We start from the raw sequence: 25,276 nt of genomic DNA, 5'->3' as shown, positions 1-25,276 counted from the left end.
AATAAAGAATATATGGATTCGGAGTCCCTTAACATCTTCTGTGTCGTGGCGGCAGAACTCAGCATCACACGCGCAGCGACTCGTCTGGGCCGGGTGCCTTCCAATGTCACGACCCGTATCCAGCAATTGGAGGCCGATATCGGGGCGGATCTGTTTATCCGGAGCGGCAAGCGTCTGAGTCTGTCTTCGGCGGGAGAACGCTTGCTGGGGTATGCCCAGCGCATGCTGGCGCTGGAAGACGAGGCTCGCCAGGTGGTCACGGGTGGGCGGGCAGGGGGTGTATTGCGGATTGGCAGCATGGAAAGCACGGCCGCCAGTCGGTTGCCTGCAGTGCTGTCGGATTACCATGCGTGCTATCCGGATACCCGGCTGGAGGTGTCGACCGGGCCGTCCCGGCGGCTTCTGGAGCAGGTCAGGACGGGCGTCCAGGATTGCGCGTTCGTGGCCTTGCCTGCCGGGGAGGATGCTCAGCTTGCACTGGATGACATGGATCTGGCGCAGACGCGTCTGTGGCGCGAGGAGTTGCTGATGCTGACACCTGTTGTCGAAGCTGACAAAGCACAGGATGCGTGGCGAGTGCGTTCGCTGGCCGCGTTTCCGCAGGGATGCACCTATCGTGCATTGGCCGAAAACTGGCTGGGTGTGCCAGCGATGCCGGGCTGGACCGTGCAGGAGATGGGGTCGTATCACGCCATGGTGGCCTGCGTGGCCGCCGGGGCTTGCGTAACCGTGTTGCCGCGCAGCGTGCTGACCCTGGCGGGTGACGTGCCGGGCGTTGCCGCCCGGCACATGATGCATGTTGCCACCAGCCTGGTCTGGCGGCAGGGATATGCCGCTCCGGCTTTCCAGCGCTTGCTGGATCGGCTGGCGGAGCAGTTACTGGCCGGTGCCCAGGACGAAGTCAGTCGCGGGTCTTGAAAATCGCCACCATGGACTTGAGCTGCCCGGCCTGATCGTTGAGCGATTCGGCGGCGGAAGCCGACTCGCTGACCAGAGCTGCATTCTGCTGGGTGGCCTGGTCCATGCTGTTGACGGCCTGGTTGATCTGCGTGATGCCGTCGGACTGTTCGCGGCTGGCAGTGGCGATTTCGTCCATGATGCGGGTCACGCCTTGCACGCTGCGAACCACCTCGCGAATGGTTTTGCCGGCATCCTCGGCCAGCGCATTGCCACGTCCGACACTGGCGACCGATGCATCGATCAACTGCTTGACCTCGCGTGCTGCCGATGCGGAACGCTGGGCCAATGCACGTACCTCAGAGGCGACCACGGCGAACCCCTTGCCCTGTTCGCCCGCCCGTGCTGCCTCGACGGCTGCATTGAGCGCCAGGATGTTGGTCTGGAAGGCGATGCCATCGATCACTGCAATGATATCGACGATCTTGCGTGAGGCGGCATCGACTTCCCCCATGGTGCTGACGACCTGCTCGACGACCACGCCCCCTTGCGTGGCAACTTCGGCTGCCGAGGCGGCCAGTGCTGCGGCCGCTCCGGCATTGTCGGCATTGAGACGGACTGTGGCAGTGAATTCTTCCATTGAAGCGGCCGTCTGTTCGAGCGAACTGGCCTGATGTTCGGTACGGCTGGCCAGGTCGTTGTTGCCCGATGCGATCTGGTGCGCGGCCGTGGCAATCGATTCCGTGCCCGCATGGACGCCGCGCACGATTTGCGCGAGGTTGTCGCGCATGGTGCGGATAGCGTGCAGCAGGCTGTCCTCGGCACCCGGCAGGACGACGATGTCGCTGGTCAGGTCTCCCTGAGCCATGCGCTGGGTGGCGACTGCGGCAGGACCCGGCTCGCCGCCGATCTGGCGCAGCAGGCCGCGTGTAATGACGATGCCGGTAGCCAGCAGGACCAGCGCCAAGAGGAGCGCGCCGCCGCCGAACCAGGTGACACGTTGCAGGAAGGTGGCCTGTACGGTATCGACGTAGACACCGGAACCCAGTACCCATCCCCATGGTGCGAAGCCCTGCACATAGGAAGCCTTTGGGACAGGCGCTTCGCCGCCAGGTTTGGGCCACATGTAATGCACGAAACCGGCTCCGCTGGCCTTGACCTTGTCGACGAAGGCCACAAAGAGACGCAGGCCGGTCGGATCACGGCTGTCGCTCATGTCCTTGCCTTCGAGTTCGGGGCGGATCGGATGGAGCACGATGCGGGCGTCCATGTCGTTGATCCAGAAGTACTCGTTGCCGCTGTAGCGCATGGCACGCAGCGCGGTGATGCTGGCCTGGCGGGCGGCTTCTTCGCTCATTTCCCCGGCCTGGGCGCGGGCATGGAAACTGGCAACCAGGCTGTAGGCGGTTTCCACTGTCTGGCGCACGCCCTGGGCACGTTCCTGCATGAGCAGAGTGCGTTCGGAGAACAGGAAGGTGGCAGTGATGGCCAGAACGCCGGCCACTGTCAATGTCACGAGCAGGCCCAGGCGTTTGCCCAGGCTCAGGGAGTGTATCGAGCGCAAGGCCATGATGCTTCCTTCTGATGCGTTATGTTATGTAATCAGACTGCAATGTCTCCTGAGCAGGTTAACGTGCGTTGCACTGCGGAATTTAGGGACGAAAAGGCGTGAGGAGCCCGGTTTTCGGGTATTCCCGAGGGCAGATCAACGGCTTCAGGCGATCGCCAGTCGCCACAGTGTCGTCGTTTCCTGGCTGCGCGCCTCGTAGAGAGGATCGTTGCGATCCAGGGCCTTGGGGTGGACGGGCCGGGTGTCGCTGCGGCCGATAACCCTCAGGCCGGCCTGAGCGAAGGCTTCCGGCAGCATCTGGGGCGTGCGCAGGCCGAGGTGCTCGGCCAGGTCGGACAGGATCAGCCAGGCCTGCCCCCCGTCTTCGAGATGATGGGGTACACCTTGCAGAAAGCCCAGCAACATGCGGTGGCCGGGATCGTAGACGGCCTGTTCGATCTGGCTGGTCGGCTTGGCCGGCAGCCACGGCGGGTTGCAGACAATCAGGTCGGCCCGACCCGGTGGAAACAGGTCGCAGGCTACGGCCTGGAATGTGTCGGCATGGCCCATGCGGGCCAGGTTGTCGCGTGCGCAGGCCAGCGCACGGGGGTTAAGGTCGGTGCCGACGACGCGCTCGAGGCCACGCTGCAGCAGCAAGGCCGATAGCACGCCGCTGCCTGTGCCGATATCGAAGGCGCTGCGGGCACCCGGTGGCAGGGGGGCGTTGGCCAGCAACGGCAGGTATTCGCCCCGGATCGGTGAATAAACGCCATGCGGCACGTGGATGCGTGCAGGCAGGCCGGCAATCTCGATGCCTTTCTTTTGCCACTCCCATGCGCCGACATAGCCTTGCAGTGCTCGCAACGGGATCAGTTCGGGCTGGCCGGCAGGCCCCAGCGCCGCCCGGCAGGCCTCGCCAAGATCGGGGGCACGGCGCAGCGCAATCGTGCCATCGGCTTCGACCGGAATCAGCAGCCGATTCAGTATCTGGGCGCGCTGGGACTGGCGCAGACGGTGCTGGTGAAACTGAGACTGGGGTGTCTGGGGGGCGGCGTCATTGCGGCGTGGCTGCTGCTGGCGTCGGTCCACACGGCTGGCCAGTGCCTTGAGCAACTGGCGGGCATTGTGATAGTCGCCGCGCCAGACCAGAGCAGTACCCTGGCTGATCAGCCGGTAGGCGGCATCGGCGCTCAGCGTATCGTCGGCTGCCTGCAGGCGCAGCGGGGGCGTACCGTGCTGGTCGCGCCACAAGGCGCGACAGGGTTGATCATGCTCCTGCCATTCCAAAATGAGTGGGGAAACGGCAGCGGGCTGGACGGACGGCATGGCGGACGATCGCAAGATGGCAAACCGGCATCATAGCAGTGTCATTGCGCCTCAATGGGCTGCAGTGCTTCGAAGAAGACGCGTGTGGTCTGTTCCCAGGAAAAACCACATGCGTAGGCTGCCGGGATGCTGCGATCAATCTTCAGGGCCTGCAGACAGGCAGCCTGCAGATCGGCATCAATGACCCCCGCACCCGAGTCACCCAGCACATCAATCGTCGCCGAGGCCGGCAGTGCCGCAATCGGACAGCCGCAGGCCATGGCTTCCAGCAGGACCAGTCCGAAGGTGTCGGTCAGGCTGGGAAACACGAAGACATCGGCCATCCGGTAGCAGTGTGCCAGCTCGATATGTGGCAATGCCCCCAGAAAACGTACGTCCGGATAGCGGGCCTTGAGCGAGGTCAGGACGGGGCCATCGCCGACGACCCATTTTTCACCCGGCAGGGAGAGGCTCAGAAAGGCATCCAGGTTTTTTTCCACGGCGGTGCGTCCTGCATACAGGAATACCGGCCGAGTGGCGGGTTGGGCAGGGCAGGCCTCAGGATCGGCAGGATCTGGTCTGAACGTATCCAGATCGACTCCGCGTGACCAGACGATGACGCGTGCCGGGTCGAAGCCGTGGGTCAACAGGTCGGCCCGTACGCTGCGGGTGGGCACCATGGTGCGCGCAGCCGGGCCGTGGAACCAGCGCAGCCAGCGATAGGTCAGCGCCAGTGGCAGGCGGATGCGCGCCTGGATATATTCCGGAAAGCGGGTGTGATAGGCCGTGGTGAATGGCATGCCGGTACGCAGGGCATGGCGGCGTGCTGCCATGCCCAGTGGCCCCTCGGTGGCGATATGCAGGGCATCCGGCGCAAAGTTGCGGATCAGTTCGGCCACTCGCCGTCCGGCACCCAGCGACAGGCGGATCTCGGGATAGGTCGGGCAGGGGATGGAACGGAACAGGCCGGGATGGATGACGGCCACGGTATGGCCCATGTCCGTCAGAATGCGGCGGGTCTGCTGCAGCGTGAACACCACCCCGTTGATCTGCGGCGACCAGGCATCGGTGACCAGAAGAATTTTCAAGATTGCCCCCTGATGTGTTGCGTGGTGTGGGCAGTTGCTTCTTCGGTATGCGTGCCATGGCTGTAACGGCTGCAGTCAAGCAGTTCCAGGCGACCATCGTAGTGTTCGACCAGAGCGGTCAGGCTTTCGACCCAGTCACCGTCGTTGCAGTACAGGATGCCGTCTATTTCCCGCAACTCGGCCTTGTGAATGTGGCCACAGACCACGCCGTCATACTGGCGTCGTCGTGTTTCGTTGACCAGCACCTGTTCGTAGGCCGAGATGAAGGAGACGGCATCCTTGACCTTGTGCTTGAGATACTGGGAAAGCGACCAGTAGCCCAGACCCATGCGATTGCGCACGCGGTTGAACCAGTGGTTCAGCATCAGGATCAGGGTGTAGAGCTGGTCGCCCAGGTAGGCCAGCCATTTTGCATACTGGATCACGCCATCGAACTGGTCGCCATGGGTGATCCAGAGTCGCTTGCCATCTGCCGTCATGTGTTCGGTCTCGAGCAGTACTTCAATGCCGCCGAACAGTTGCCGGTCGTATTGCCGGGCAAACTCGTCGTGATTGCCCGGGATATAGACCACTCGGGTGCCTTTGCGAACCTTGCGCAGCAGTTTCTGCACCACATCGTTGTGAGCCTGGGGCCAGTTCCAGCGCTTTTTAAGCCGCCAGCCATCGACGATATCGCCAACCAGGTAGAGCGTATCTGCATCATGCAGGCGCAGGAATTCCAGCAGTGGTTCGGCCTTGCATCCTGACGTACCCAGGTGCAGATCCGAGATCCAGATCGCGCGATAGCGCAGCGGGGCGTGTGACGTATCCATGACGTGTATTACGCCAGTCCTGCATGACGGCTGCATGTCATTTTGATGGCGGCCAGGTTTCAACAACAGTTCTGTCGGCTGTCACGAACCTGTCTTCAATTTGCCACGAAGCGGTCATGCCACATGCCTAACCTGAAGGATGGAGACACGCGAGGACTGGCTGCATGCCGTCCATACAGATAAAGAGGTCGATCATGAAAATCGCAGTCGTGGGTACAGGCTATGTCGGCCTGTCCAACGCCATTCTTCTGGCACGACGCCACCAGGTGGTGGCACTCGATATCGTGCCGGAGCGGGTCAGGGCGCTCAATGCGGGCCAGTCACCCATCGAGGATCCCGACATCAGCCACCAGTTGCAGAATACGGAACTGGATTTCAAGGCAACGCTGGACCCACATGAGGCCTATCGGCAGGCGGCATTTGTGATCATCGCCACGCCGACTGATTATGATCCGGAAACCAATCGCTTTGACACCCGCAGCATCGAGGCTGTCGTGCAGGATATCCTGCGCATCAACCCGCAGGCCACCATGGTCATCAAATCGACTGTGCCGGTAGGCTATACGCGCAGTTTGCGGCAGAGCGTGGGATCGGACCGACTGTTCTTCGCGCCGGAATTCCTGCGCGAGGGCCGCGCACTGCACGACAATCTCTATCCTTCCCGCATCATCGTCGGTGAGCGGTCGGCACGCGGCGAAGCCTTTGCCCGTCTCATGCAGGAAGGTGCCCGGCAGAGTGATGTGCCGGTGCTGCTGACCGGCTCAACAGAAGCCGAGGCCATCAAGCTGTTTGCCAATACCTATCTGGCCATGCGCGTGGCGTATTTCAACGAACTCGATACCTTTGCCGAAACACATGGCCTGGACACGCGACAGATCATCCGGGGCGTGGGACTGGATCCGCGTATCGGCGAGCATTACAACAATCCTTCCTTTGGCTATGGCGGCTATTGCCTGCCCAAGGACACGCGCCAGTTGCTGGCCAATTACGACAGGGTGCCGAGCAACCTGATCCGCGCCATCGTCGAGGCCAATGGTACGCGCAAGGATTTCGTGGCAGCCTCGATTCTGAGGCGTCAGCCCCGGGTCGTGGGCATCTACCGGCTGGTGATGAAAGAGGGCTCGGACAACCTACGTGCGTCAGCCGTACAAGGGGTGATGAAGCGTATCAAGGCGCGCGGTGTCGAGGTGGTGGTCTATGAGCCGGTTTTGCGCCAGGAGACGTTTTTTCATTCTCGTGTAGTACGCGATCTCGATGAGTTCAAGCGCATCAGCGATGTGATCGTCGCCAATCGGCGCAGCGCCGAACTTGATGATGTGGCCGACAGAATCTATACGCGGGATCTGTTCGGACAGGATTGAGCCTGTTGCCGGGCGCTGTCGTGGCAGAATGGCGGATTGGAAAAGGCGGGAATGGGTATCACAGTATGGATTTTTCTATTGCGCTCGTGTCAAGGAACCGGCTTTATACGAGGGCATACCGGCGCGTCATACCTGACATACAGGCACGGATCAATCAACTGGAAAGTGTCGCACTGCAGTGCCCCATTGGTGATACGGTACTGATCATGGCTTGCGACGAGGAAGATATTGCGCCTGGAGAACTGCGTGAAATGCCTGGCAAAGACGCAGTTTTTCAGTATGCGGTGGGTATCCAGGCTTATGTGGACGATGCGACCTTGAGGCAGGATCTGGTTCTGATTTTGAAGCAGGTATGTGAAAAAGTACCGTTTGTAATGCCCGATCACGAGCAATACCAGCGTATTTTTTGGTCGTGGGAGGGATATGAAAATTGAGTTGATGAAATCTGATGCAGCAGGGGTGGTGTTTTCGTCTTTGATCGGCAGGGGTATCGTCAGTTCTTTGTCAGATGGACTGCAGGTGCCAGGGTCTTATGATTTTGTGCAGCGCCGGACGAAACTTTGTTGATGCCTGTATTCATGTGATTATTGGGTTTTTTTAAATGAGTCCGTACAACCAGGCATTACTCAACCGCTTTTATGCTCAAGACCTTTCCAAGGCAGAGCTTGTCGAGAGGTTTGATCTGGAAGGCCACACGCCTGCGGCGTTTATTTCAAGAGAAATAGCGGCGGCGTCAGAAAAGGAAAGCGCCGACGATCTGGAGGATGCGATCACGCTTGCCTTTGCCTTTGATGCAACATCCATCCCTGCCGAAAAATTGAATGCCTTGCTGCTTGAGGATTGGCATTTCAAGCATGAGGATATTGCCAGCCTGCTCCAGGATATCAAGTCCGAAAGCAGTGTGGCGTCTCTGTTCAAGGCCTGCCAGACGCGCTACGCGTATCTGGAATTTGATGATGGTCATGCCCTGGCGGTGAAGTGCATATGGGCGCTGGGCGACATCAACAATGAGGATGCCAGGCTGAGGCTGGCTACGCTGTGCCGGTCAGAGGTCGGCGTCATTCGATCGAATGCAGAACAGCAGTTGAAGCGCGTCATGAGTTCAGAATCCAATGGCTCCGTACATGCGCCTTCAGGCTCTGAAAACGACGTCAGCCTATCCAGTAAAGCATGACGCAGGCTTTCAAGGCGGCTGCCCGATCCGCTGGGGAGCCGTGCAGGCAATCGAGTGCATCCTTGACGGGCAGGATGGCGTGAAGTCCAAGACGTCCGCAGACATCTTTTACCCAGTCCGGATCATCATCGGCTTCAAACAGGTAGGTTTCGCTTATTTGTGGATGGCCAAGCCAGTTGTCCATGTGGGCGCAAAGCCAGTCATCCTGCTCTGTCGCCACCTGAGGCAACAGGCGGGTCAACTCCTCCAGGTTGGCGAAGTAGTGCATCTTGTTTCTCTCTGGTATCACGCTGCCTGCAATAGTGCCACAGGTATGCGTTCCAGATGTGAGGGATCGACTCTGATGTTGGAATCGGGCTCGATGCTGGCCTCGGTACGGAAGGCGGCCGTCATTTCGTGCAGGCGCTGGGCCTGCTCGGTCAGCTTGCCGGCAGCGCCCGCCGTCTGCTGTACCAGTTTCATGTTCTGCCCGGTGTCGGCCTTGACGGTGCCGACGATCTCCTTGACGGCCGCGATGTCCTGGGTCTGGCGCTGCGCAGCATCGGAGATCCAGCCAATGCGGTCATTGACGGCATGTACGGCTTTCAGTATGGCATCCATGGCCACGCCGGCCTGATGCACCTGGCCGGCACCCGCAGTTACGCTGCGATCGGATGCATCTATCAGGGCCTTGATCTCGTTGGCGGCCTGGCTGCTGCGCTGGGCCAGTTCGCGCACCTCGGCAGCGACCACGGCAAAGCCCTTGCCGTTCTGACCGGCGCGGGCCGCTTCGACGGCTGCATTGAGAGCCAGCAGATTGGTCTGGGTGGCGATACCGTTGATGAGCTGGACGATTGCATTGATGCGCTTGGCACTGGAGGCAATTTCGTCCATGGTGCTGACGACCTGTGCCACGGCCTCATGCCCGGTCGTGGCTGTCGCCTGGGCATGATGGGCCAGGGTCGTGGCTTCCTGCGCATGCTGGCTGCTTTGCTCGACGACGCTGGTGAGATGCTCGATGGCATGGTCCGCCTGTGTCAGCGCGTCGGCCTGACGACCGATCTGTTCGGAAATCATGTGACTGCGCTGGGCGATGTGTTCCGTGTCTGCATGCATGGCGTCGGCCTCCGCGCGTACCGCCGTGACGGTATGGACGAGATTGTCCTGCATGTGGTTGAAGCCATCTAGGAGGGTGCCGATTTCGTTGCGTCCACCACGTGGCAGGCGGGCCCGCAGGTCTCCGTCGGCCATGTAGGATACGTGGCGTTGCATGCTGGAGAGGGGGCGGAGCATGGCATGGCGGAACAGCCTGTGTGCGCCCAGTGCCATCAACAATGCCAGGGCCAGGCAGGCAAACAGGGCGTAGCGGGCCGTATCGGAGATGCCTGCGGCCTGTTCGGCGCTGCGCTGGGCCAGGGTGCGGTTGGTTTGCTGGAAGGCTTCCAGAGCGGCCATGAAATCGGCGGTGGCGGGCTCCAGCACCTGGTCCACGATCCGGTTGGCTTCGATGCCGTTCCAGCTTTTCAGCGCTGCGGCCAGGGGTTTCAGGCCTGATTCGGCCAGGGCCTGATAGCTTGCCTGAATGTTCTGATAGGTCGGATCATCAGGATTGTCGATGCTCTGGCGGAAGTGTTCGAAGCGCGCCAGGCTGCCTTGCAACAGGATATCTGCCTGCTGCAGGGCAGTATCGCGCTGTTCGGCCAGGCCACCTTCCATGTCGGTCTTGGCGTTGATCAGTGCTACCCGGCTGCGAAAGAGCTGCAGGGAAGCATCGCTGAGGTCATTGGCCTGCTCGATGCCATAGCGGCTGAGGTTGGCAATCAACTGCCGGTTTTCCTTGAGCATCAGCAGGCCGGCACCGCCGGACAGCCCGAACAGGCCGACAAAGCCCAGCAGTACCAGCAGGAGTGCGGCATTGATACGCAGATTTTTGAACATGGTGACCGTCATGCCTCGTTCATGGAGCAGATAAGCGCGGACAGGACTGTCCGACGCGGGCCATTGTGCGCAAACAAGGTTGCAGGATTGTTACGCCGCCAGGGGCGCAGCGGGCCGGATGTGGTGCGACGATATCGCGTGAGGGGCGCAGGTGTGGCGCGAGGCGGGCGCAGGGCCGCCCTGCGCGGCCGGAATCGGCTATCCTGTTCGTTTAGCTATCTTTGATCTTTATCAGGCAGCCCATCCATGTTTGCTCATACTCCGCATCACCCTGGCGATCCCATCCTGTCGATCCAGGGCCACTATCGTGACGATACGCGTCCGGCCAAGGCCAACCTGACCATCGGTTTTTATTACGATGAGCAGGGGCGGGTGCCGGACCTGGCCTCGGTGGTGACTGCACGCGATACGGTGGCGGCGCATCCCCGCACGCCGGGCTATCTGCCGATGGGTGGCGATCCGTCCTATTGCGCCGCGATGAAGACGATGCTGTTCGATGCCGAGCCGGGCTCGCCGCTGTTCGAGCGAATTGCAACAATCCAGACGCTCGGCGGTTCCGGCGCACTCAAGGTCGGTGCCGACCTGCTCAAGGGACTGTATCCGCAGGCCAGCGTGCATGTGCCCGGCCCGACCTGGGACAATCATCGCTCCATTTTCCAGGGGGCGGGGTTCGAGGTGGGTACGTATCCCTATTTCGATGCCGAAACGGGCACGGTGGCTTACGATGCCTTGCTGTCCCATCTGGAGTCACTGCCGGAATACAGTGTCGTGCTGCTGCATGCTTGTTGTCACAATCCGACCGGCACCGACCTGACACCGGAACAGTGGGATGAGGTCATACGCGTATTGCAGCGCCGTCACTTGTTGCCATTCCTGGATCTGGCCTACCTGGGATTCGCCCATGGCGTGGACGAAGACCGCTATCTGTTGCGTGCCCTGGTGCAGGCCGAGCAGCCGTTCCTGCTGGCGCAGTCATGCTCTAAGATTTTCTCGCTCTATGCCGAGCGGATTGGCAGCCTGAGTGTGTTCTGCGCCGATGCCGAACTGGCACGCCGGCTGCATGGGCAGCTCGAGGCCGCGGTGCGGCGCAACTATTCCAGTCCGCCGGCCTATGGCGCACGCATTGTCGATACCGTGCTGCGCACGCCAGAACTGCTGCTGCAGTGGCAGGACGAGCTTAACGGCATGCGTGAACGGATCCGCCAGGCGCGGGTTGCGCTGGGCGAGGCGCTAGCACGTCATGACACTGGTGGCTACGACTGGGGCTTTCTGCAGCGCCAGAATGGCCTGTTCAGCTACGATCCGGGCCTGGGGAAGACAGCAGACCGCCTGCGCGACGAATTTGGCGTTTATATCCTGCCGACCGGACGTATCTGCGTTGCCGGTGTGACCTCCGACAATACCGAAACGATTGCCAGGGCATTTGCCACGGTCATGGCTGGGCGCTGAGATGGCGGGCTGGATTTCCGCTCAGGCACTCGATGACCAGGGCATCCAGCTCAATACAGGCTTCTTCGAGCCTGTCTGTGATGGGGGGCCTGATTTCGCATCGCGCTAAACTCAGGTACAGATTCTGTATGGCCTGCGGAATGGTGTAGAGGCACAGCGCCAGCTCCTTGTCGATCTGCCGGGCGCTGGCCAGTTCGGTGGCGAGGGCTTGCAGGCAGGCCACGAGATCCTCGTAGGCCGCCTCATCAAATCGCATGTTCACCCTTGCTTCAAGGGTGAACATGTTCTGCGATATCTTTTCCTTCAGGCTGTTCAACATCAACAATGCAATCGTGGAGTGTGGCATATGCCGGCCCTTTCAGAATACAGCAATGTCTACAACACGGCGCTGAATGTGCTCGACAGAAAAGGCTTTTCCGTATGGTACGACGAGGAGGCAGAAATGTTCTGTGCCGAGCGCAATGGCTGGGATTTCATGGCAGAAACACCCTGTGGTCTGCTGGGTCTGGTAGCCATCCATGAGTTCCAGAATCCGTCCTCGTTCGAGGCATACTGGTGGCGACTGGATGACAAGGATCTGTACGGTCAGATGAGCAACACGGCTCCGGATTATGTGTCGGTTTGCAAATGATCCCCTCCGTTTATCACACCTCTTTCCTGAAAAAAATCCAGATCTTGTTTGAGGGGAATGTCATCTCGGATGTCATTCTCCTCCGTGATGAAGATGGGCATCTGGTTGATGATGTGATCTTTTTGGCGCTTGGTGTAGGTCGTGTCGCAGGATTTCGTGCGAATGGAATGAATCCCTTGATTTCCAGGAATCATGTGGATGATTTTGATGATTTCAATTTGTACGCCTTGTACACCAGGATTGAAAAAATATCGCAGGGATTTTCCGAATTTTCCGTCGGATTTTCAGGGGTGTTGTTTAATCCGGCCTACAATGAAGTGGTAGCGATTTTTTTGGCTTCGGAAGATTTTTCGAGATCTGTGCTGCTTGCCTTTTCCGTAGATGAGGTTTTAATTTTTAAAGACTGTGAAAAGGCAGATGTGATTCGGATTTTGAAAAGCCGTTTCTTGCAGTTCCAGGATGTTGATTTTTTGATTTTTCAAAGGTGTACGGGTGATGCAGGCTGGGTCAATGCTGATTTTTGATTTTCAATAAGTATTCAGTAGATCTGTAAGTGCATGGTCCTGGATCTGTTGCGCAAAGTCCCGTGGTGATCTGCCAGCCTTGTTTCTGTGTGCGGGCTCGGCTCCGCAGATGAGCAGGGCGGATACGGTCCGGTAGTCACCCCGGGCGTTGAACACGGCAGTCCAGAGTGGCTGATTGCCAAAACTGTCGATGACCGCCACATCGCCACCCTGGGACAGTATCTTTTCGACGATCTGTAGCTGATTTCGTGCAGCAGCGTAGTGCAACGGTCCTTGTCCCTTGCTGTCCTGATGGTTCAGATCGATACCCAGTTCAATCAGCGTCATACCGACTTCGTTGTTGCCATGGGCAATGGCTTCATGCAACAGGTTTTGCCCAAATTCATTGATCAGGTTGAGATTATCCTTGAGCGCATGCAGGTCGATCGTGTCGATGGATTCGTTGCGCACAGCCTTGAAAAGGTTGGAGGTCAATTGTATTTCTCGCATTCTTGTTGATGCATAATGAATTATGAGACTGCGCTTTGAAGTTGCGCCATGAGCTTTCTGGCATAGGACAAATCACCATCATAGGTAAAACCATCCCCCTGATCAGGCAAGGGCAGCTTGCCGTCGATCAGCCGCGCCAACAGTTCGATTCGTGCCGCCGCCTGTCGCATGCTGAAACTCCCTTCGGAAATTTCTTGCCGAGTGGGGGCTGCCTGGCTGTGCATAAGGCTGTCATAGGCTTTGAGGGCATCTGGCGGGCTGTCGTACTGCTTGCGCAATGTGATTTCGAAATCCAGATCACCGATGACATTGAATCTGGCATGCAGGGTCGCGCTGTCCATTTCCAGCGTGATTTCTGCCAAGGGTATTTCACGCAGTGCTGCGGTGCCCAGGATATGTTTCATGCTAGATGGTACTCAGGTCAATGACACGCTCAGGCAGCTTTTTCAGCGCACGGCTTTGCTGCACAATCTCGGTCAGCCAGGGAAGATGGCGCTGATGCTGGATATGCAACATGAGTTCCTGAGTGTGAGTCTTGACTGCCAGGGCCCATTCCCAGCTATCCGGCTCCGCCAGTAGTTGCCTGAATCGGGACAGGGCTTCGTCGGTGTGGCCTTGCAACAGATGCAGCATGCCCTGGTGCAGATAGGTCCAGACAGTGACCGGATTTTCGGCCAGCAAGCCGTGGATATAGGTACTGGCCGAGGTGATGCCTTGCATCTGTTGGCGGATGACCAGCATCCGATCGCGGGCTGCTTCGGCCATAGCCTGTGCCTGCGGGGTGAATTGGTCATCATTGCGGTATCGGATGCTGCCTATATCCTGCTGGCGATAGCCTGCATCGAAGGCGTAGGCATCCTTTGGATACCACATGAATTGCACGCCGATATTGAGCAAACTGCCAGGAGAACTGGAGGGCTGGAATTCGATCAGCGTGATATACCAGCCGTTGTCATCCAGCCAGAGCCGGGATTGACCCTTGCGGATGGCACCGGCCGGCTTGAGGGCCATGCGGGCGGCTGCATTGATGATTTTGTTGTGACTGCCTGTGCTGCTCATGCCTGCTTGCCCTGGATGGATGCATAACCAGCATCCTCGTCGGCTGTCAGTCCATAGAGACGATATTCCCGTTCGACAAATGCCTGGAACGTGCCCGTGAATTCCACCTTCGGGAAGTTCGGAAACTCTTGCCGCCTTGACCACGTCAGGTGCACGACCGACACACACTCAGGGGTGTCGAGATGCAGCAGCAGAATATCGTCGTTGCCTTCCCGGTAAGCAATCACGCACAGTTCCATGCCATGCAGTGGGTGATCCTGTGGACGCTCCAGCAGGAATTCGGCCTGCAGGGCCTGTTGCTTGCGTTCGGTTGGTGTCTCCCAGCCGTCAGGCAGCCGGCGTTGCAATTCGTGCTGCGTGAGCATGTCGAGTCGTTGCGTCATGCGGTGTCAGCCTTGTGATGCCGATTGTTGCAGGAAGTCGATCACCAACTGGTTGAATTTCGCGGGATAGGCCAGATTCATGGCATGCGAGGCACCCGCGACTTCGGCAACCTGGGCATGGGACAGTTGCTCGCCCAGTGCGTCTACGGTTTGGCGAAAACGCGGCAGGCTGCGCTGGCCCTTGAGCAGCAGGACGGGCAGGTTCAGCTCGGCGATTTCAGATGGCTGGTAGGGGGGCAAGGCATCGTCGCGCAATTGGCTGATCAGCGTGCTGGCGTTGTCGAGTGCCATTTGTCGAAAGTCGGCAGGGCTGAAGCGCCAACTGCCGGGACGGCTGACACTGTCCACAAAGAGCGCGACGGCCTGCGCGCTGTCGCCGCGTTCCACCATTGCAATGACGTCTTCGCGCCAGGCCTGGTCCGGCAAGGCACCTTTGACATCGCGCAGGTCATGACTGGCCATGTAGCCGCCAGGCTCTGCCAGCACCAGGCGGTGCAGCAGATGAGGGGCACGACGGGCCAGGTGAAAGGCCAGGAAGCCGCCGCGCGAATGGCCGATGACATCGAAGCGCTCGCCGCCACCGGCCTGCTCGAGCAGCGCTACGAGATCGTCGAGATCCTGTTGCCAACTCATGTGCTGGCTCAGGTGCAGCGGGTGATAGGCCCGCAGGCTGGGGGCCAGCGCAGCAAAGCCGGCGGCGGCGAGCGCCGGCAACTGCCCGCGCCAGAAGCGGGCATCGCACAGCGAGCCGTGGATCAGGAGAAGCGGGCGGCCGGTGCCGGCACGCAGGCAGGCCCAGAGGGGGCCTGCGGAGAAGGACAGGTTTTCGAATTCGGTGGTGTCGGACATGGATACAGCCAGGCAATGCAGGAGAGTCAGGGCCGCAAGCTCAGTTCTCCGCCTGACTCACCATCAGCCGGGCACGGAGAATGACCGGCGCGTCGATCATTTTACCGTCCAGACTGAACGCACCGGCCTGGGATTGCGCGGCGGCTTCGATGACCCGCTTGGCCCAGGCCAGTTCGGCCTCGCCGGGAGCAAACGCAGCGTGGACAGGTGCGACCTGTGCCGGATGGATCAGCAACATGCCGCCGAAACCCATTTCGCGGCTGCGGGCGGCCACGTTTTTCAGGGCATCGGGATTGCCGATATCCTGGAAAACGCCGTCGATGGGTGTGGCCAGTTGTGCGGCGCGGCTGTGCAGCAGGATCTGGTAGCGTGCCTGGTCCAGAATGGTCTGGGTACCGGGCGTGCCCGTGTGCAGGTTCAGATCCAGCGCCAGGTCCAGGCTGCCGAAGGCCAGGCAAGCCACACCCGGCACGGCCGCGATGGCTGCCAGATCCAGCAGTCCGGCGGCACTTTCGATGATCGGGATCACGACCCTGGCCGTGGCGGCAGCCTGCTGCGCCTGGGCGGCAGATTCGGTCTTGGGCAGCAGCAGGCCAAGTACATTGTCATGCTTGCGGCACAGTGCCAGATCCTGTTCGTGCCAGCAGGTGGTCGCATCGTTGATGCGGATCAGCACGCGGGCATTCGGATGGTCTGTGAGAAATACATCAAGGGCGGCCCGGGCGGTGTCCTTGCTGTCGGCCACGACAGCGTCCTCGAGATCGACGATGACGGCGTCGGCCCCGCTGGCCAGCGCCTTGGGAATGCGGTCGATCCGGCTGGCCGGGACGAACAGGGCGGTGCGCAGTGGCGAGGGCAATGCAGTGAGGATGGTGTCTGACGCGCTAAGACTCATGATGGCGTGGATGGCTACGGTAGTGATAATCGGCGGTTCATGATGGTGGCACTGTCCGGGCAGTGCCACAGGGGGGGCTAGACCGTTATTCTGTTGTGATCGAGCCTGGCATTCAAACCGTTCCTTGCTGGCGCAGTGCCTCGATGGCGGCATCATCGTAGCCCAGGGCGCGCAGGATGTCGTCGGTCTGCTCGCCCAGGGCCGGTATCGGGTCCATGCGTGGCGCAAAGGCAGAATTGTCACCTGGTGGCAGCAATGCCGGCAGGGCGCCGGCCGGGCTGCCGACCTCGCGCCAGCGGTCACGGGCCTGCAACTGCGGATGGGCCCAGACATCATGCATGTCGTTGACGCGTGCATGGGCAATGCCGGCAGCGGTCAGCCGGTCTTCGACCGTGCCGATATCCATGTCTGCAAAGACGGCCACGATCAGCGTGCGCAGGGCGTCGCGGTTTTCGGTGCGCAGGGCATTGCGGGCAAAGCGTGGATCCTGTGCCAGTGCCGGCTGTTGCAGGACCTGGGCGCAGAAAGAGGCCCATTCGCGTTCGTTTTGCAGGCCGAGCATGATGGTGCTGCCATCGCCGACCGGAAAGGGGCCGTAGGGATAGATGCTGGCATGGGCGGCACCGGCTCGTATTGGCGGGGGCGCACCGTCGAATGCGTAGTACAGCGGATAGCCCATCCATTCGACCATGCTCTCCAGCATCGACACCTCGACGCGGCTGCCGCTCCGGGTGCGCTGGCGCAGCAGCAGGGCATTCAGGATCGCGGTGTAGGCGTACATGCCGGCAGCAATATCGGCAATCGAGCAGCCTGCCTTGGCGGGTTGCTCGGGCGAGCCGGTCACCGACAGGAAACCGCTTTCGCTCTGGATCAGCAGGTCATAGGCTTTCTTGTCCTGGTAGGGGCCGGTTTCGCCATAGCCTGAAATATCGCAGACGATCAGACGGGGATAGCGTTCGTGCAGTTGTTCGAATGACAGCCCCAGGCGTGCCGAGGCCCCGGGTGCCAGGTTCTGCACGAGGACATCGGCGTCTTCCAGCAGGCTGTGCAGGATGTCTTGCGCAGGTGGCTGCTTGAGATCCAGCGTGAGACTTTCCTTGGAGCGGTTGGTCCAGACGAAATGCGAGGCCAGGCCGCGTGTGCGCTCGTCGTAATTGCGGGCGAAGTCACCGCTGCCGGGGCGTTCCACCTTGATCACGCGCGCGCCCATGTCCGCCAATTGGCGGGTGCAGAAGGGGGCGGCAATGGCATGTTCCAGGCTGATGACGGTGATGCCGTCGAGCGGTCGGGGCGACTGACCGGCAGTGGTGTCTGTCCCGGCAGGTGTGGCAGAAGTGTGGCCCGTCATGGCTCAAGCCTCCGGTTGCAGGTCGAATTCGAGACTGGCCTGGTGTGCCAGCGTACCGCCTTGCTCGGCCCACAGCTCGGCATGACCGGGCTGGGTCAGCCGGCCTGCGGCCCTGAACAGGGCGGGCGCAATCAGCGGACGCAAGCCGCGATAGGAGAAAAAACGGGGTCGGCTGCCGGGGAACTGACGCAGGCAGGTGTCGAGCATCAGCGTGGCGATCAGCGGGCCATGCACCACCAGGCCCGGATAGCCTTCGCGGTCGGTGCAGTAAGGGTGATCGTAATGGATGCGATGGCCGTTGAACGTCACGGCCGAATAACGAAACAGCAGGGTCGAATCAGGCCGGATCTCGCGCTGCCACTCGGCCTGGGGGGCCGGCAGGCTGCCTTCGAGCTTGGGCGGTGCGGGGCTGCGATAGACGATGTCCTGTTCCTCGCTGATTGTCAGTTCGCCCCCCTGGCTGTATTCGTGCAGCAGCGTGACGAACAGCAACTGGCCGGTACGACCGGTCTTTTCCTCGATGGACTGGATCGTCGTAGTGCGCGTGGCGGGCACGCCGGCACGCAGCGGCTTGATGAAGCTGACGCGTCCGCCTGCCCACATCCGGTTGCGGTTGTTGGCAGGGGGCAAAAAGCCACCGCGTGCCGGGTGGCCGTCTTCGCCCAGCGCTTCCGGCTCCACCGGATCGATGAAAAAAGCCCATTGCCACAGCGGCGGCAGGCTTTGACCTGCGGCGGGAGCCTCGACGCCGAACGTGGCCGCGATACGGCGCACCAGGGCTTCGTCGAGGTTGTCATGGCTGGTCTGCTGGCGGCCCAGCCAGTCCTGAAGAGTGGGGGAATCGGTCATCGGTGTCATCCTTTTATAGGGTCTGCGGGAGGCGCGGCGGGTGCTCGGGCGAAGACGGGTCAGGCAAAAATACGGATATTACCCAGTGTGGGCAGATTCCAGGCCAGACCGATGATTCGCTCTGCAAGCGCTGCATTGGCCTCGGTGCTGCCGGCAGGGTTGCCGTATTGCACCAGGCGTCGCGTCTTGTCTTCCAGTTCCTCGCGCGTGAGGGTGTTGCCGGGGTCGCCCTTGGGCTCGTCGATGCGGGCGTGCAGTGTGCGGCCGTCAGTGGTCCGCGCCGTGACCTTGCCGATCCAGCGGCGCGGGTAGGCCTCATCGACTTCAGTATCGAACTGCATCGTGACGCGTTCGCGAAACGCTGCCACGTCGGGGTTGCGCAGGGCTTCGCCGTCAAAGCGCAGCAGGTCGGCCTGGCCGAACAGGGCGATCAGCGCCAGCACAGTGCCCATCGAGAACTTGGACTGGTGCACGGTCTGGGGCGCCGTCACGGCACCCAGCACATCGATGGCACCCTGATGTACATGCGCCGTGACCTGTTCGATGTCGGCGGCCTGAAGGCCATGCTCGCGCATCAGCGTGTGCAGCGCATCGGCCGCAGGATGCGTATGGCGGCAGGAGGCATGATATTTGAACGATGTTTCCAGCAGGGTCCAGCGGCTGCCCAGCCCGTCGATCAGGCGCGTCGGGTCGGCGTCGCTGGACATGCCGGCAGCCAGGCCCTGGCTGCCTTCCAGAATGCGGCTGGCACCGGTCAGGCCGGCCTGGGCCAGCCAGGCCGATTGCAGTCCGCAACTGGCGGCATGTGCCGTATGGAGCTGCTTGGAGTCGGCTGCATCGCGCAGGAACTCCCACAAGCCGGCAGCCTGCGTGCCGGCCGAGCCGAAGGCGTGCAGCATCTGCTCGGCGTCGAGCTTGAGCAGTCGCCCGGTGGTGGCTGCGGCCGCCAGGGTGCCTGCGGTTGCCGTGGTGTGGAAGATTCGGTAATGCGAGCGGCCCAGGAATTCGCCGATGCGGATACCGACCTCATAGCCGGCCACCGCCGCCGTCAGCAGGTCACGTCCGTGGCGCTCGAGCATCTGCGCGGTCGCCAGTGCCGGCGGGAAGACGACGGCAGCAGGGTGGAACACCGAGCCGTTGTGCACGTCATCCTGTTCGACCACATGGGCGGCGGCCGCGTTGACCTGGGCTGCGAAAAAAGGCGAACTGTTGGTTTGCGAGACCAGTACCTCGGCGGGGCCGTAGGCCGGCCCCATGACGTCGGCCACACGCTGGATCGCCTGGACGGGCCGCATGCGTGCGCCAGCCAGGATCGAGGCCAGGGTGTCGAGAAACAGCGCCTGGGTGCGCTCGATGACTTCGGGCGGAATGTCTTCAAAGCGCAGGCCGGCGGCAAAGCGGGCAAGCTGGCGAGAGTAGTGGGGAGCGTCAGTCATGGGCGTATCCGTTCAGAACGAGCGCGGCAGGCCGAGGATGTGTTCAGCCACGTACGACAGGATGAGGTTGGTCGAGATTGGCGCGACCTGGTAGAGGCGCGTTTCGCGGAATTTGCGTTCGACATCGTATTCGGTGGCAAAACCGAAGCCGCCGTGAAATTGCAGGCAGGCGTTGGCGGCTTCCCAGGACGCATCCGCCGCCAGCAGCTTGGCCATGTTGGCCTGCGAGCCGCAGGGCTGGTGGCTGTCGAACAGGCGGCAGGCCTCATAGCGCATCAGGCTGGCGGCTTCGAGGTTGATATGGGCGCGCGCAATCGGGAACTGCACACCCTGGTTCTGCCCGATGGGGCGGCCGAACACCACGCGCTCCTTGGCATAGGCGGTGACCTTGTCGATGAACCAGCGGCCATCACCGATGCATTCGGCGGCAATCAGCGCCCGCTCTGCATTGAGGCCGTCCAGGATGTAGCGAAAGCCCATGCCTTCCTCGCCGATCAGGTTTTCGGCGGGAATTTCGAGATTGTCGAAGAACAGCTCGTTGGTTTCGTGGTTGACCATGTTGGGGATCGGCTGCACGGTCATGCCGTGCCCGATGGCCTGAAGCAGGTCAACCAGGAAAATGGACATGCCCAGCGATTTGCTCTTGACCTCTTCCAGCGGCGTGGTGCGCGCCAGCAGGATCATCAGGTCGGAATGCTGGATGCGCGAGATCCACACCTTCTGGCCATTGATGACATAGCGGTCGCCCTTGCGTATCGCCGTGGTCTTGATCCGGGTGGTGTCCGTGCCGGTGGTGGGCTCGGTCACGCCCATCGACTGCAGGCGCAGTTCACCGCTGGCGATGCGCGGCAGGTAGGTGCGCTTTTGCGCTTCGGAACCATGGCGCAGCAATGTGCCCATGTTGTACATCTGGCCGTGGCAGGCACCGGAGTTGCCACCATTGCGGTTGATTTCTTCCATGATGACCGAGGCTTCCGTCAGGCCCAGTCCGGAGCCGCCGTATTCCTGAGGGATCAGGGCTGCGAGCCAGCCGGCCTCGGTCAGGGCGTTGACGAACGCTTCGGGATAGCCGCGTTCTTCGTCGATCTTGCGGAAATACTCGGGGGGAAACGAGGCACAGAGGTCGCGGATGGCGTCGCGGATATCCTGGTAGGGGTCGGTGGCGTGATGGGACATGGCGGGGCTTCTGCTCCAAGATTGAGTCAACAGTTGATGGCACGACTTTGCCCCAGAGTGGTGCTGTTGGCTATTGGTGATTCATGAAGGAGGGGTTTTGGAAAGATAAAGCTATGATTGCACTTACCGATCCCTTGCCTGGCGAATCCAGAATGACTTCTCCGACCTCTTCATCTCAGCACCACACTTCCCCTGCCCTGATCCAGGGCCATGCCGTCGAGCGGCTGGCGGCGTTTGCCTGCGGCGAGACCGGCGGCAATCCTGCCGGTGTCGTGCTCTGTGACAGCCTGCCCGATGCGGCGACCATGCAGGCCATTGCCGCCGAAGTGGGCTATTCCGAAACAGTCTTCGCCGCGCCTGAAAGCGGTGCGGCAGGCCATGCTGCCTGGCGGGTGCGGTATTTTGCGCCGGAAATCGAAATTCCCTTCTGCGGCCATGCCACCATTGCACTGGGGGCTGCCCTGGCCGCGCGATATGGCGAAAATGTGTATGCGCTGCAAATCAATGCGGCACGCATCAGCGTCGAGGCCAGCAGGGAAGAAGGACATCTGGTGATTGCGCTGCAGTCTCCGCCGACGCGCAGCGAACCGGCTCCGGCAGAACTATTGCAGGCGGCACTGGCCCTGTTCGGCTATGAGGCAGCCGACCTCGATCCACGCCTGCCGCCGGCCGTGGCCGAAGGCGGCGCACGGCACCTGATCCTGGCGCTGGCAGACCGTCGTCGCCTGGCGGATATGCACTACGACCAGGAGCAGGGGCGGATTCTGATGCAGGCGCATGGCTTTGCCACGATGGCCCTGGTCCATGCGCAGACGCCCACGTTTTTCGATGCCCGCAATCCCTTCGCCGCAGGGGGCGTCTACGAAGATCCGGCAACCGGTGCGGCTGCGGCAGCACTGGCCGGCTACCTGAGGGATATCGGCTGGCCGCACGCGGGTGCCATCGACATTCTGCAGGGAGAGGATATGGGCATGCCGAGCCGCTTGCGTGCGGAAATCACGCCGCAGGCCGGAGCCAGCATTCGCATCTCGGGCACGGTGCGAGCCCTGGATGCCTGAGGTGTTCCACGAATCCCGCCTTGATCTTGCCTTGCGTACCCTGGTCCAGCAACAGCGCGTGGCGGCGCTGGGCACGCTGGCACCGGATGGAACGCCTTTTGTCTCCATGGTGCCGTATGTCTTGCTGCCCCAGGGGCCGGATATGGTGCTGCATGTCAGCGGGCTGGCTGCGCATGCCCGCCACATGCAGGCCGATCCGCGCGTGTCGCTGCTGGTGATGCAGCCTGAGGCAGATGGGCAGGGAGTACATGATCTGGGACGCGTCACCCTGCTGGGCAAGGCCCGTTTCCTGGCTGCGGATGAGGCCGGTTGCCAGGAATGCCGGGAGGCCTACCTGAACCGCTTTCCCGAGGCCGAAATGATGACGCAACTGGCGGATTTCCGCTTTGTGCTGGTGCGTCTGCGCGAGGCGAGGCAGGTGGCCGGGTTCGGCGCTGCCCGCAGCCTGGATGCGGAACAGTTGTCACGCTGTCTGGGTCGCAACGCGCCGCTCAGCGAATGATGCGCTGTTGGCGCAGGGCTTGGCGTTGCGCTTCATCCAGACCGAGCCGCTCCGCCAGGATTTCATCCGTATGCTCGCCGAGCAGGGGCGGCGCGCGCCGGTAGCCTGCGGGCGTGGCCGACAGGCGTAGCGGACTGGCGATGGTGGGGATACCGCCGGTCACGGGGTGCGGCAGCGTCTGGTGCAACTGGCGGGCCTGTACCTGTGGGTCGGCAAAGACATCGGCCAGCGTATTGATCGGCCCGCAGGGCACGGCCCGAGCCTCGAGTGTCGCGATCCAGTCAGCCGTACTGCGCTCGACTGTCAGGCGACGCAGCAGCGGGATCAGTTCTGCGCGGTGGCTGACACGCGCCCGGTTGGTGGCAAAGCGCGTATCTTCTGCCAGCGCGGGCTGGCCGGCTGCGGCGCAGAAGCGGGCGAACTGCCCGTCGTTGCCGATGGCCAGGATCATGTAGCCATCGGCGGTCGGGAACTCCTGGTAGGGAACGATGTTCGGGTGGGCGTTGCCCAGCCGTTGCGGGTTGTGGCCGGTGGTCAGATAGTTCATGGCCTGATTGGCCAGGCTGGCGACCTGCACGTCGAGCAGTGCCATGTCGATGTGCTGGCCTTCGCCACTGCGCTCGCGCCAGGCCAGCGCAGCCAGGATGGCGTTGGAGGCATACAGGCCGGTCAGGATATCGGTCAGGGCCACACCGGCTTTCATGGGGCCGCCGCCGGGTTCGCCGTCCGGTCGCCCCGTCAGGCTCATCAGGCCACCCATGGCCTGGATCATGAAATCGTAGCCTGCGCGCATGGCATAGGGGCCGTCCTGGCCGAAGCCGGTGATCGAGCAGTAGACCAGGCGCGGATTGATCGCTTTCAGGCTGGCATAGTCCAGACCGTAGCGGGCCAGGCCGCCCACCTTGAAATTCTCGATCAGGACGTCGGACTCTGCCGCCAGCCGGCGTATCAGCGCCTGTCCCTGAGGGCTGGCCAGGTCGATGGCCAGCGAGCGCTTGTTGCGGTTGGCGCAGAGATAGTATGCCGAGATGTCCGTGTCCCGGCCTTCGGCATCCTGCAGCCAGGGGGGGCCCCAGCCGCGTGTATCGTCGCCTTCGTCGGGACGCTCGACCTTGATGACGTCGGCACCCATGTCCGCCAGCAACTGGCTGGCCCAGGGGCCGGCCAGGATGCGTGACAGGTCGAGCACGCGCAGGTGTCCGAGCGCGCCGGGCTGCATGGGGGGCGGTGCCTGCTGCTGCTGCTGCTGCGACTGGTCTGCCTGTGATGTCATGCCGGGCTCCTTGCCATACCGTGCTGGCGGCTTCAGTTGGCGAAGGCTGCTATGCCGGTGATGGCCCGGCCCAGGATCAGCGCGTGGATGTCGTGCGTGCCCTCATAGGTGTTGACGGCTTCCAGGTTGACCAGATGGCGGACCACCGGGAATTCGTCGCTGATGCCGTTGCCGCCCAGCATGTCACGGGCGGTGCGGGCAATGTCGAGGGCCTTGCCGCAACTGTTGCGCTTCATGAGGGAGGTGATCTCCACGGCGGCAGTGCCTTCGTCTTTCATGCGTCCCAGCCGCAGGCAGCCCTGCAGGCCCAGCGTGATTTCGGTCTGCATGTCGGCCAGCTTTTTCTGGATCAACTGATTGGCGGCGAGCGGGCGACCAAACTGTTTGCGATCCAGCACATACTGGCGCGACGTGTGCCAGCAGTCCTCGGCGGCGCCCAGCGCACCCCAGGCGATGCCGTAGCGGGCAGCGTTCAGGCAGGTGAAAGGGCCGCGCAGGCCCCGGATATCGGGAAAGGCATTCTCTTCGGGAACGAAGACATCGTCCATGACGATTTCGCCGGTGATCGAGGCACGCAGGGAGACCTTGCCGTGGATGGCGGGCGCGCTCAGGCCCTGCCAGCCTTTTTCCAGGATGAAGCCACGAATGTCATTGGCCTCGTCCTTGGCCCAGACCACGAATACGTCGGCGATGGGGGCATTGGTGATCCACATTTTGGCACCGCTCAGCCGCCAGCCGCCCTCGGTCTTGCGGGCCCGCGTGATCATGCTGCCAGGGTCCGAACCATGATCGGGCTCGGTCAGGCCGAAGCAGCCTATCCATTCGCCGCGCGCCAGCTTCGGCAGGTATTTTTGCCGTTGCGCCTCGGTACCGAATTCGAAGATGGGCAGCATCACCAGCGAGGACTGCACACTCATCATCGAACGGTAGCCGGAATCGACCCGTTCGACTTCCCGTGCCACCAGGCCGTAGCAGACATAGTTCAGGCCGGCCCCCCCGTAGGCTTCGGGCAGGGTCGCTCCCAGCAGGCCCAGCTCTCCCATTTCCCGGAAAATGGCCGGATCGGTGTGTTCATGGCGAAAGGCCTCCTGCACGCGCGGTGCCAGCCCTCCCTGGCAATAGTCGCGAGCCGCATCGCGGACCTGGCGTTCGTCATCGCTCAACTGGCTGTCGAGCAGCAGCGGATCGGACCAGTCGAATCTGGCACGGCCATTCCCAGGATGCGTCATGATAATCTCCCCTCTGTTTTTGG

28 protein-coding genes are annotated in these 25,276 nt (G+C 61.6%); 9 read left to right on the top strand and 19 right to left on the bottom strand.

Translation table 11 applies throughout. From position 1 onward, the window contains the following. Positions 1–12: 12 nt before the first annotated feature. Positions 13–918 carry a LysR substrate-binding domain-containing protein gene (locus DD235_RS05160; protein WP_109060911.1) on the top strand — a complete coding sequence of 302 codons (906 nt, stop codon included), beginning with the start codon at positions 13–15 and terminating at the stop codon, positions 916–918. Here DD235_RS05160 and DD235_RS05155 read toward each other — a convergent pair. The 4 genes from DD235_RS05155 to DD235_RS05140 form a co-directional block, all read right to left on the bottom strand. After that, complete coding sequence (locus DD235_RS05155) at positions 902–2,467, bottom strand: methyl-accepting chemotaxis protein (RefSeq protein WP_109060910.1); 1,566 nt, start codon at positions 2,465–2,467, stop codon at positions 902–904. The genes DD235_RS05160 and DD235_RS05155 overlap by 17 nt on opposite strands. Before the next feature lie 144 nt (positions 2,468–2,611). Then, a complete protein-coding gene (locus tag DD235_RS05150) occupies positions 2,612–3,772 on the bottom strand; it encodes a methyltransferase (protein ID WP_109060909.1) in 1,161 nt (386 codons plus the stop codon). Positions 3,773–3,813: 41 nt separating this feature from the next. Beyond that, entirely contained in the window at positions 3,814–4,839 is a 1,026-nt protein-coding gene (locus DD235_RS05145) for a glycosyltransferase family 4 protein (RefSeq protein WP_109060908.1), read from the bottom strand. After that, positions 4,836–5,687 (bottom strand): UDP-2,3-diacylglucosamine diphosphatase, encoded by an 852-nt coding sequence (locus DD235_RS05140; RefSeq protein WP_164497333.1) that lies wholly within the window; start codon positions 5,685–5,687, stop codon positions 4,836–4,838. The genes DD235_RS05145 and DD235_RS05140 overlap by 4 nt, the downstream gene beginning before the upstream one ends. A gap of 158 nt (positions 5,688–5,845) precedes the next feature. On the opposite strand from DD235_RS05140, the gene DD235_RS05135 reads away from it, so the two are divergent. The 3 genes from DD235_RS05135 to DD235_RS05125 all read left to right on the top strand — a co-directional run bounded on the left by DD235_RS05135 (position 5,846) and on the right by DD235_RS05125 (position 8,186). Then, positions 5,846–7,012 (top strand): nucleotide sugar dehydrogenase, encoded by a 1,167-nt coding sequence (locus DD235_RS05135; RefSeq protein WP_109060906.1) that lies wholly within the window; start codon positions 5,846–5,848, stop codon positions 7,010–7,012. Further along, a complete protein-coding gene (locus DD235_RS16905) occupies positions 7,009–7,446 on the top strand; it encodes a hypothetical protein (protein ID WP_204524192.1) in 438 nt (145 codons plus the stop codon). Before DD235_RS05135 ends, DD235_RS16905 begins: the two co-directional genes overlap by 4 nt. Positions 7,447–7,613: 167 nt before the next feature. Then, entirely contained in the window at positions 7,614–8,186 is a 573-nt protein-coding gene (locus DD235_RS05125; RefSeq protein ID WP_193519548.1) for a hypothetical protein, read from the top strand. Here DD235_RS05125 and DD235_RS05120 read toward each other — a convergent pair. Both DD235_RS05120 and DD235_RS05115 read right to left on the bottom strand, forming a co-directional pair. After that, complete coding sequence (locus DD235_RS05120) at positions 8,164–8,454, bottom strand: hypothetical protein (protein ID WP_109060905.1); 291 nt, start codon at positions 8,452–8,454, stop codon at positions 8,164–8,166. The two genes, DD235_RS05125 and DD235_RS05120, sit on opposite strands and share 23 nt — an antisense overlap. 17 nt (positions 8,455–8,471) lie before the next feature. After that, complete coding sequence (locus tag DD235_RS05115; RefSeq protein ID WP_109060904.1) at positions 8,472–10,115, bottom strand: methyl-accepting chemotaxis protein; 1,644 nt, start codon at positions 10,113–10,115, stop codon at positions 8,472–8,474. A 234-nt stretch (positions 10,116–10,349) separates the two neighbouring features. On the opposite strand from DD235_RS05115, the gene DD235_RS05110 reads away from it, so the two are divergent. Then, positions 10,350–11,552 carry an amino acid aminotransferase gene (locus DD235_RS05110; RefSeq protein WP_109060903.1) on the top strand — a complete coding sequence of 401 codons (1,203 nt, stop codon included), beginning with the start codon at positions 10,350–10,352 and terminating at the stop codon, positions 11,550–11,552. On the opposite strand, the gene DD235_RS05105 is transcribed toward DD235_RS05110, so the two are convergent. Then, positions 11,536–11,868: a hypothetical protein gene (locus tag DD235_RS05105; RefSeq protein WP_204524191.1), complete on the bottom strand. Its 333-nt coding sequence runs from the start codon at positions 11,866–11,868 to the stop codon at positions 11,536–11,538. The two genes, DD235_RS05110 and DD235_RS05105, sit on opposite strands and share 17 nt — an antisense overlap. 30 nt (positions 11,869–11,898) lie before the next feature. On the opposite strand from DD235_RS05105, the gene DD235_RS05100 reads away from it, so the two are divergent. Together DD235_RS05100 and DD235_RS05095 are read left to right on the top strand one after the other, a co-directional pair. Then, a complete protein-coding gene (locus DD235_RS05100) occupies positions 11,899–12,183 on the top strand; it encodes a hypothetical protein (protein WP_109060902.1) in 285 nt (94 codons plus the stop codon). Further along, positions 12,180–12,707, top strand: coding sequence for a hypothetical protein (locus DD235_RS05095; RefSeq protein WP_109060901.1), 528 nt, complete (start codon positions 12,180–12,182; stop codon positions 12,705–12,707). The genes DD235_RS05100 and DD235_RS05095 overlap by 4 nt, the downstream gene beginning before the upstream one ends. Before the next feature lie 3 nt (positions 12,708–12,710). Here the strand turns inward: DD235_RS05095 and DD235_RS05090 are convergent, their stop codons facing one another. The 10 genes from DD235_RS05090 to DD235_RS05045 form a co-directional block, all read right to left on the bottom strand. Further along, positions 12,711–13,181: an ankyrin repeat domain-containing protein gene (locus DD235_RS05090; protein WP_109061037.1), complete on the bottom strand. Its 471-nt coding sequence runs from the start codon at positions 13,179–13,181 to the stop codon at positions 12,711–12,713. 35 nt (positions 13,182–13,216) lie between these two features. Continuing rightward, positions 13,217–13,600: a hypothetical protein gene (locus DD235_RS05085; RefSeq protein ID WP_109060900.1), complete on the bottom strand. Its 384-nt coding sequence runs from the start codon at positions 13,598–13,600 to the stop codon at positions 13,217–13,219. A 1-nt stretch (position 13,601) separates the two neighbouring features. Beyond that, the gene (locus tag DD235_RS05080) at positions 13,602–14,255 is read right to left on the bottom strand and encodes a hypothetical protein (RefSeq protein WP_109060899.1); all 654 of its coding nucleotides are present in this window, start codon (positions 14,253–14,255) and stop codon (positions 13,602–13,604) included. Then, complete coding sequence (locus DD235_RS05075; protein WP_204524190.1) at positions 14,252–14,638, bottom strand: hypothetical protein; 387 nt, start codon at positions 14,636–14,638, stop codon at positions 14,252–14,254. The genes DD235_RS05080 and DD235_RS05075 overlap by 4 nt, the downstream gene beginning before the upstream one ends. 6 nt (positions 14,639–14,644) lie before the next feature. After that, positions 14,645–15,487 carry an alpha/beta fold hydrolase gene (locus DD235_RS05070; protein ID WP_109060898.1) on the bottom strand — a complete coding sequence of 281 codons (843 nt, stop codon included), beginning with the start codon at positions 15,485–15,487 and terminating at the stop codon, positions 14,645–14,647. 40 nt (positions 15,488–15,527) lie between these two features. After that, on the bottom strand, positions 15,528–16,382 hold the full coding sequence (locus DD235_RS05065; protein ID WP_109060897.1) for an HpcH/HpaI aldolase/citrate lyase family protein: 855 nt from the start codon (positions 16,380–16,382) through the stop codon (positions 15,528–15,530). Between the two features lie 112 nt (positions 16,383–16,494). Beyond that, on the bottom strand, positions 16,495–17,730 hold the full coding sequence (locus tag DD235_RS05060) for a CaiB/BaiF CoA transferase family protein (protein WP_109060896.1): 1,236 nt from the start codon (positions 17,728–17,730) through the stop codon (positions 16,495–16,497). Between the two features lie 3 nt (positions 17,731–17,733). Beyond that, a complete protein-coding gene (locus DD235_RS05055) occupies positions 17,734–18,579 on the bottom strand; it encodes an HTD2 family dehydratase (RefSeq protein WP_109060895.1) in 846 nt (281 codons plus the stop codon). A gap of 59 nt (positions 18,580–18,638) precedes the next feature. Then, positions 18,639–20,015, bottom strand: coding sequence for an MmgE/PrpD family protein (locus DD235_RS05050; RefSeq protein ID WP_109060894.1), 1,377 nt, complete (start codon positions 20,013–20,015; stop codon positions 18,639–18,641). A gap of 12 nt (positions 20,016–20,027) precedes the next feature. Then, a complete protein-coding gene (locus tag DD235_RS05045; RefSeq protein WP_109060893.1) occupies positions 20,028–21,191 on the bottom strand; it encodes an acyl-CoA dehydrogenase family protein in 1,164 nt (387 codons plus the stop codon). A gap of 152 nt (positions 21,192–21,343) precedes the next feature. Between DD235_RS05045 and DD235_RS05040 the strand changes: the two genes are divergently transcribed. Beyond that, on the top strand, positions 21,344–22,249 hold the full coding sequence (locus tag DD235_RS05040; RefSeq protein WP_109061035.1) for a PhzF family phenazine biosynthesis protein: 906 nt from the start codon (positions 21,344–21,346) through the stop codon (positions 22,247–22,249). A 1-nt stretch (position 22,250) separates the two neighbouring features. After that, complete coding sequence (locus DD235_RS05035) at positions 22,251–22,751, top strand: HugZ family pyridoxamine 5'-phosphate oxidase (RefSeq protein WP_109061034.1); 501 nt, start codon at positions 22,251–22,253, stop codon at positions 22,749–22,751. Here DD235_RS05035 and DD235_RS05030 read toward each other — a convergent pair. Both DD235_RS05030 and DD235_RS05025 read right to left on the bottom strand, forming a co-directional pair. Beyond that, on the bottom strand, positions 22,741–23,970 hold the full coding sequence (locus tag DD235_RS05030; RefSeq protein ID WP_109061033.1) for a CaiB/BaiF CoA transferase family protein: 1,230 nt from the start codon (positions 23,968–23,970) through the stop codon (positions 22,741–22,743). The two genes, DD235_RS05035 and DD235_RS05030, sit on opposite strands and share 11 nt — an antisense overlap. Positions 23,971–24,056: 86 nt before the next feature. Next, positions 24,057–25,253 carry an acyl-CoA dehydrogenase gene (locus tag DD235_RS05025; RefSeq protein WP_109060892.1) on the bottom strand — a complete coding sequence of 399 codons (1,197 nt, stop codon included), beginning with the start codon at positions 25,251–25,253 and terminating at the stop codon, positions 24,057–24,059. Positions 25,254–25,276: the final 23 nt, after the last annotated feature.

It is taken from the genome of Corticimicrobacter populi (genome assembly GCF_003123725.1).
In the GTDB taxonomy this organism is placed as follows: Bacteria; Pseudomonadota; Gammaproteobacteria; order Burkholderiales; family Burkholderiaceae_B; genus Corticimicrobacter; species Corticimicrobacter populi.
Note: the sequence above shows the minus strand (reverse complement) of the source record. Positions and strands in the feature narration are given on the sequence as shown.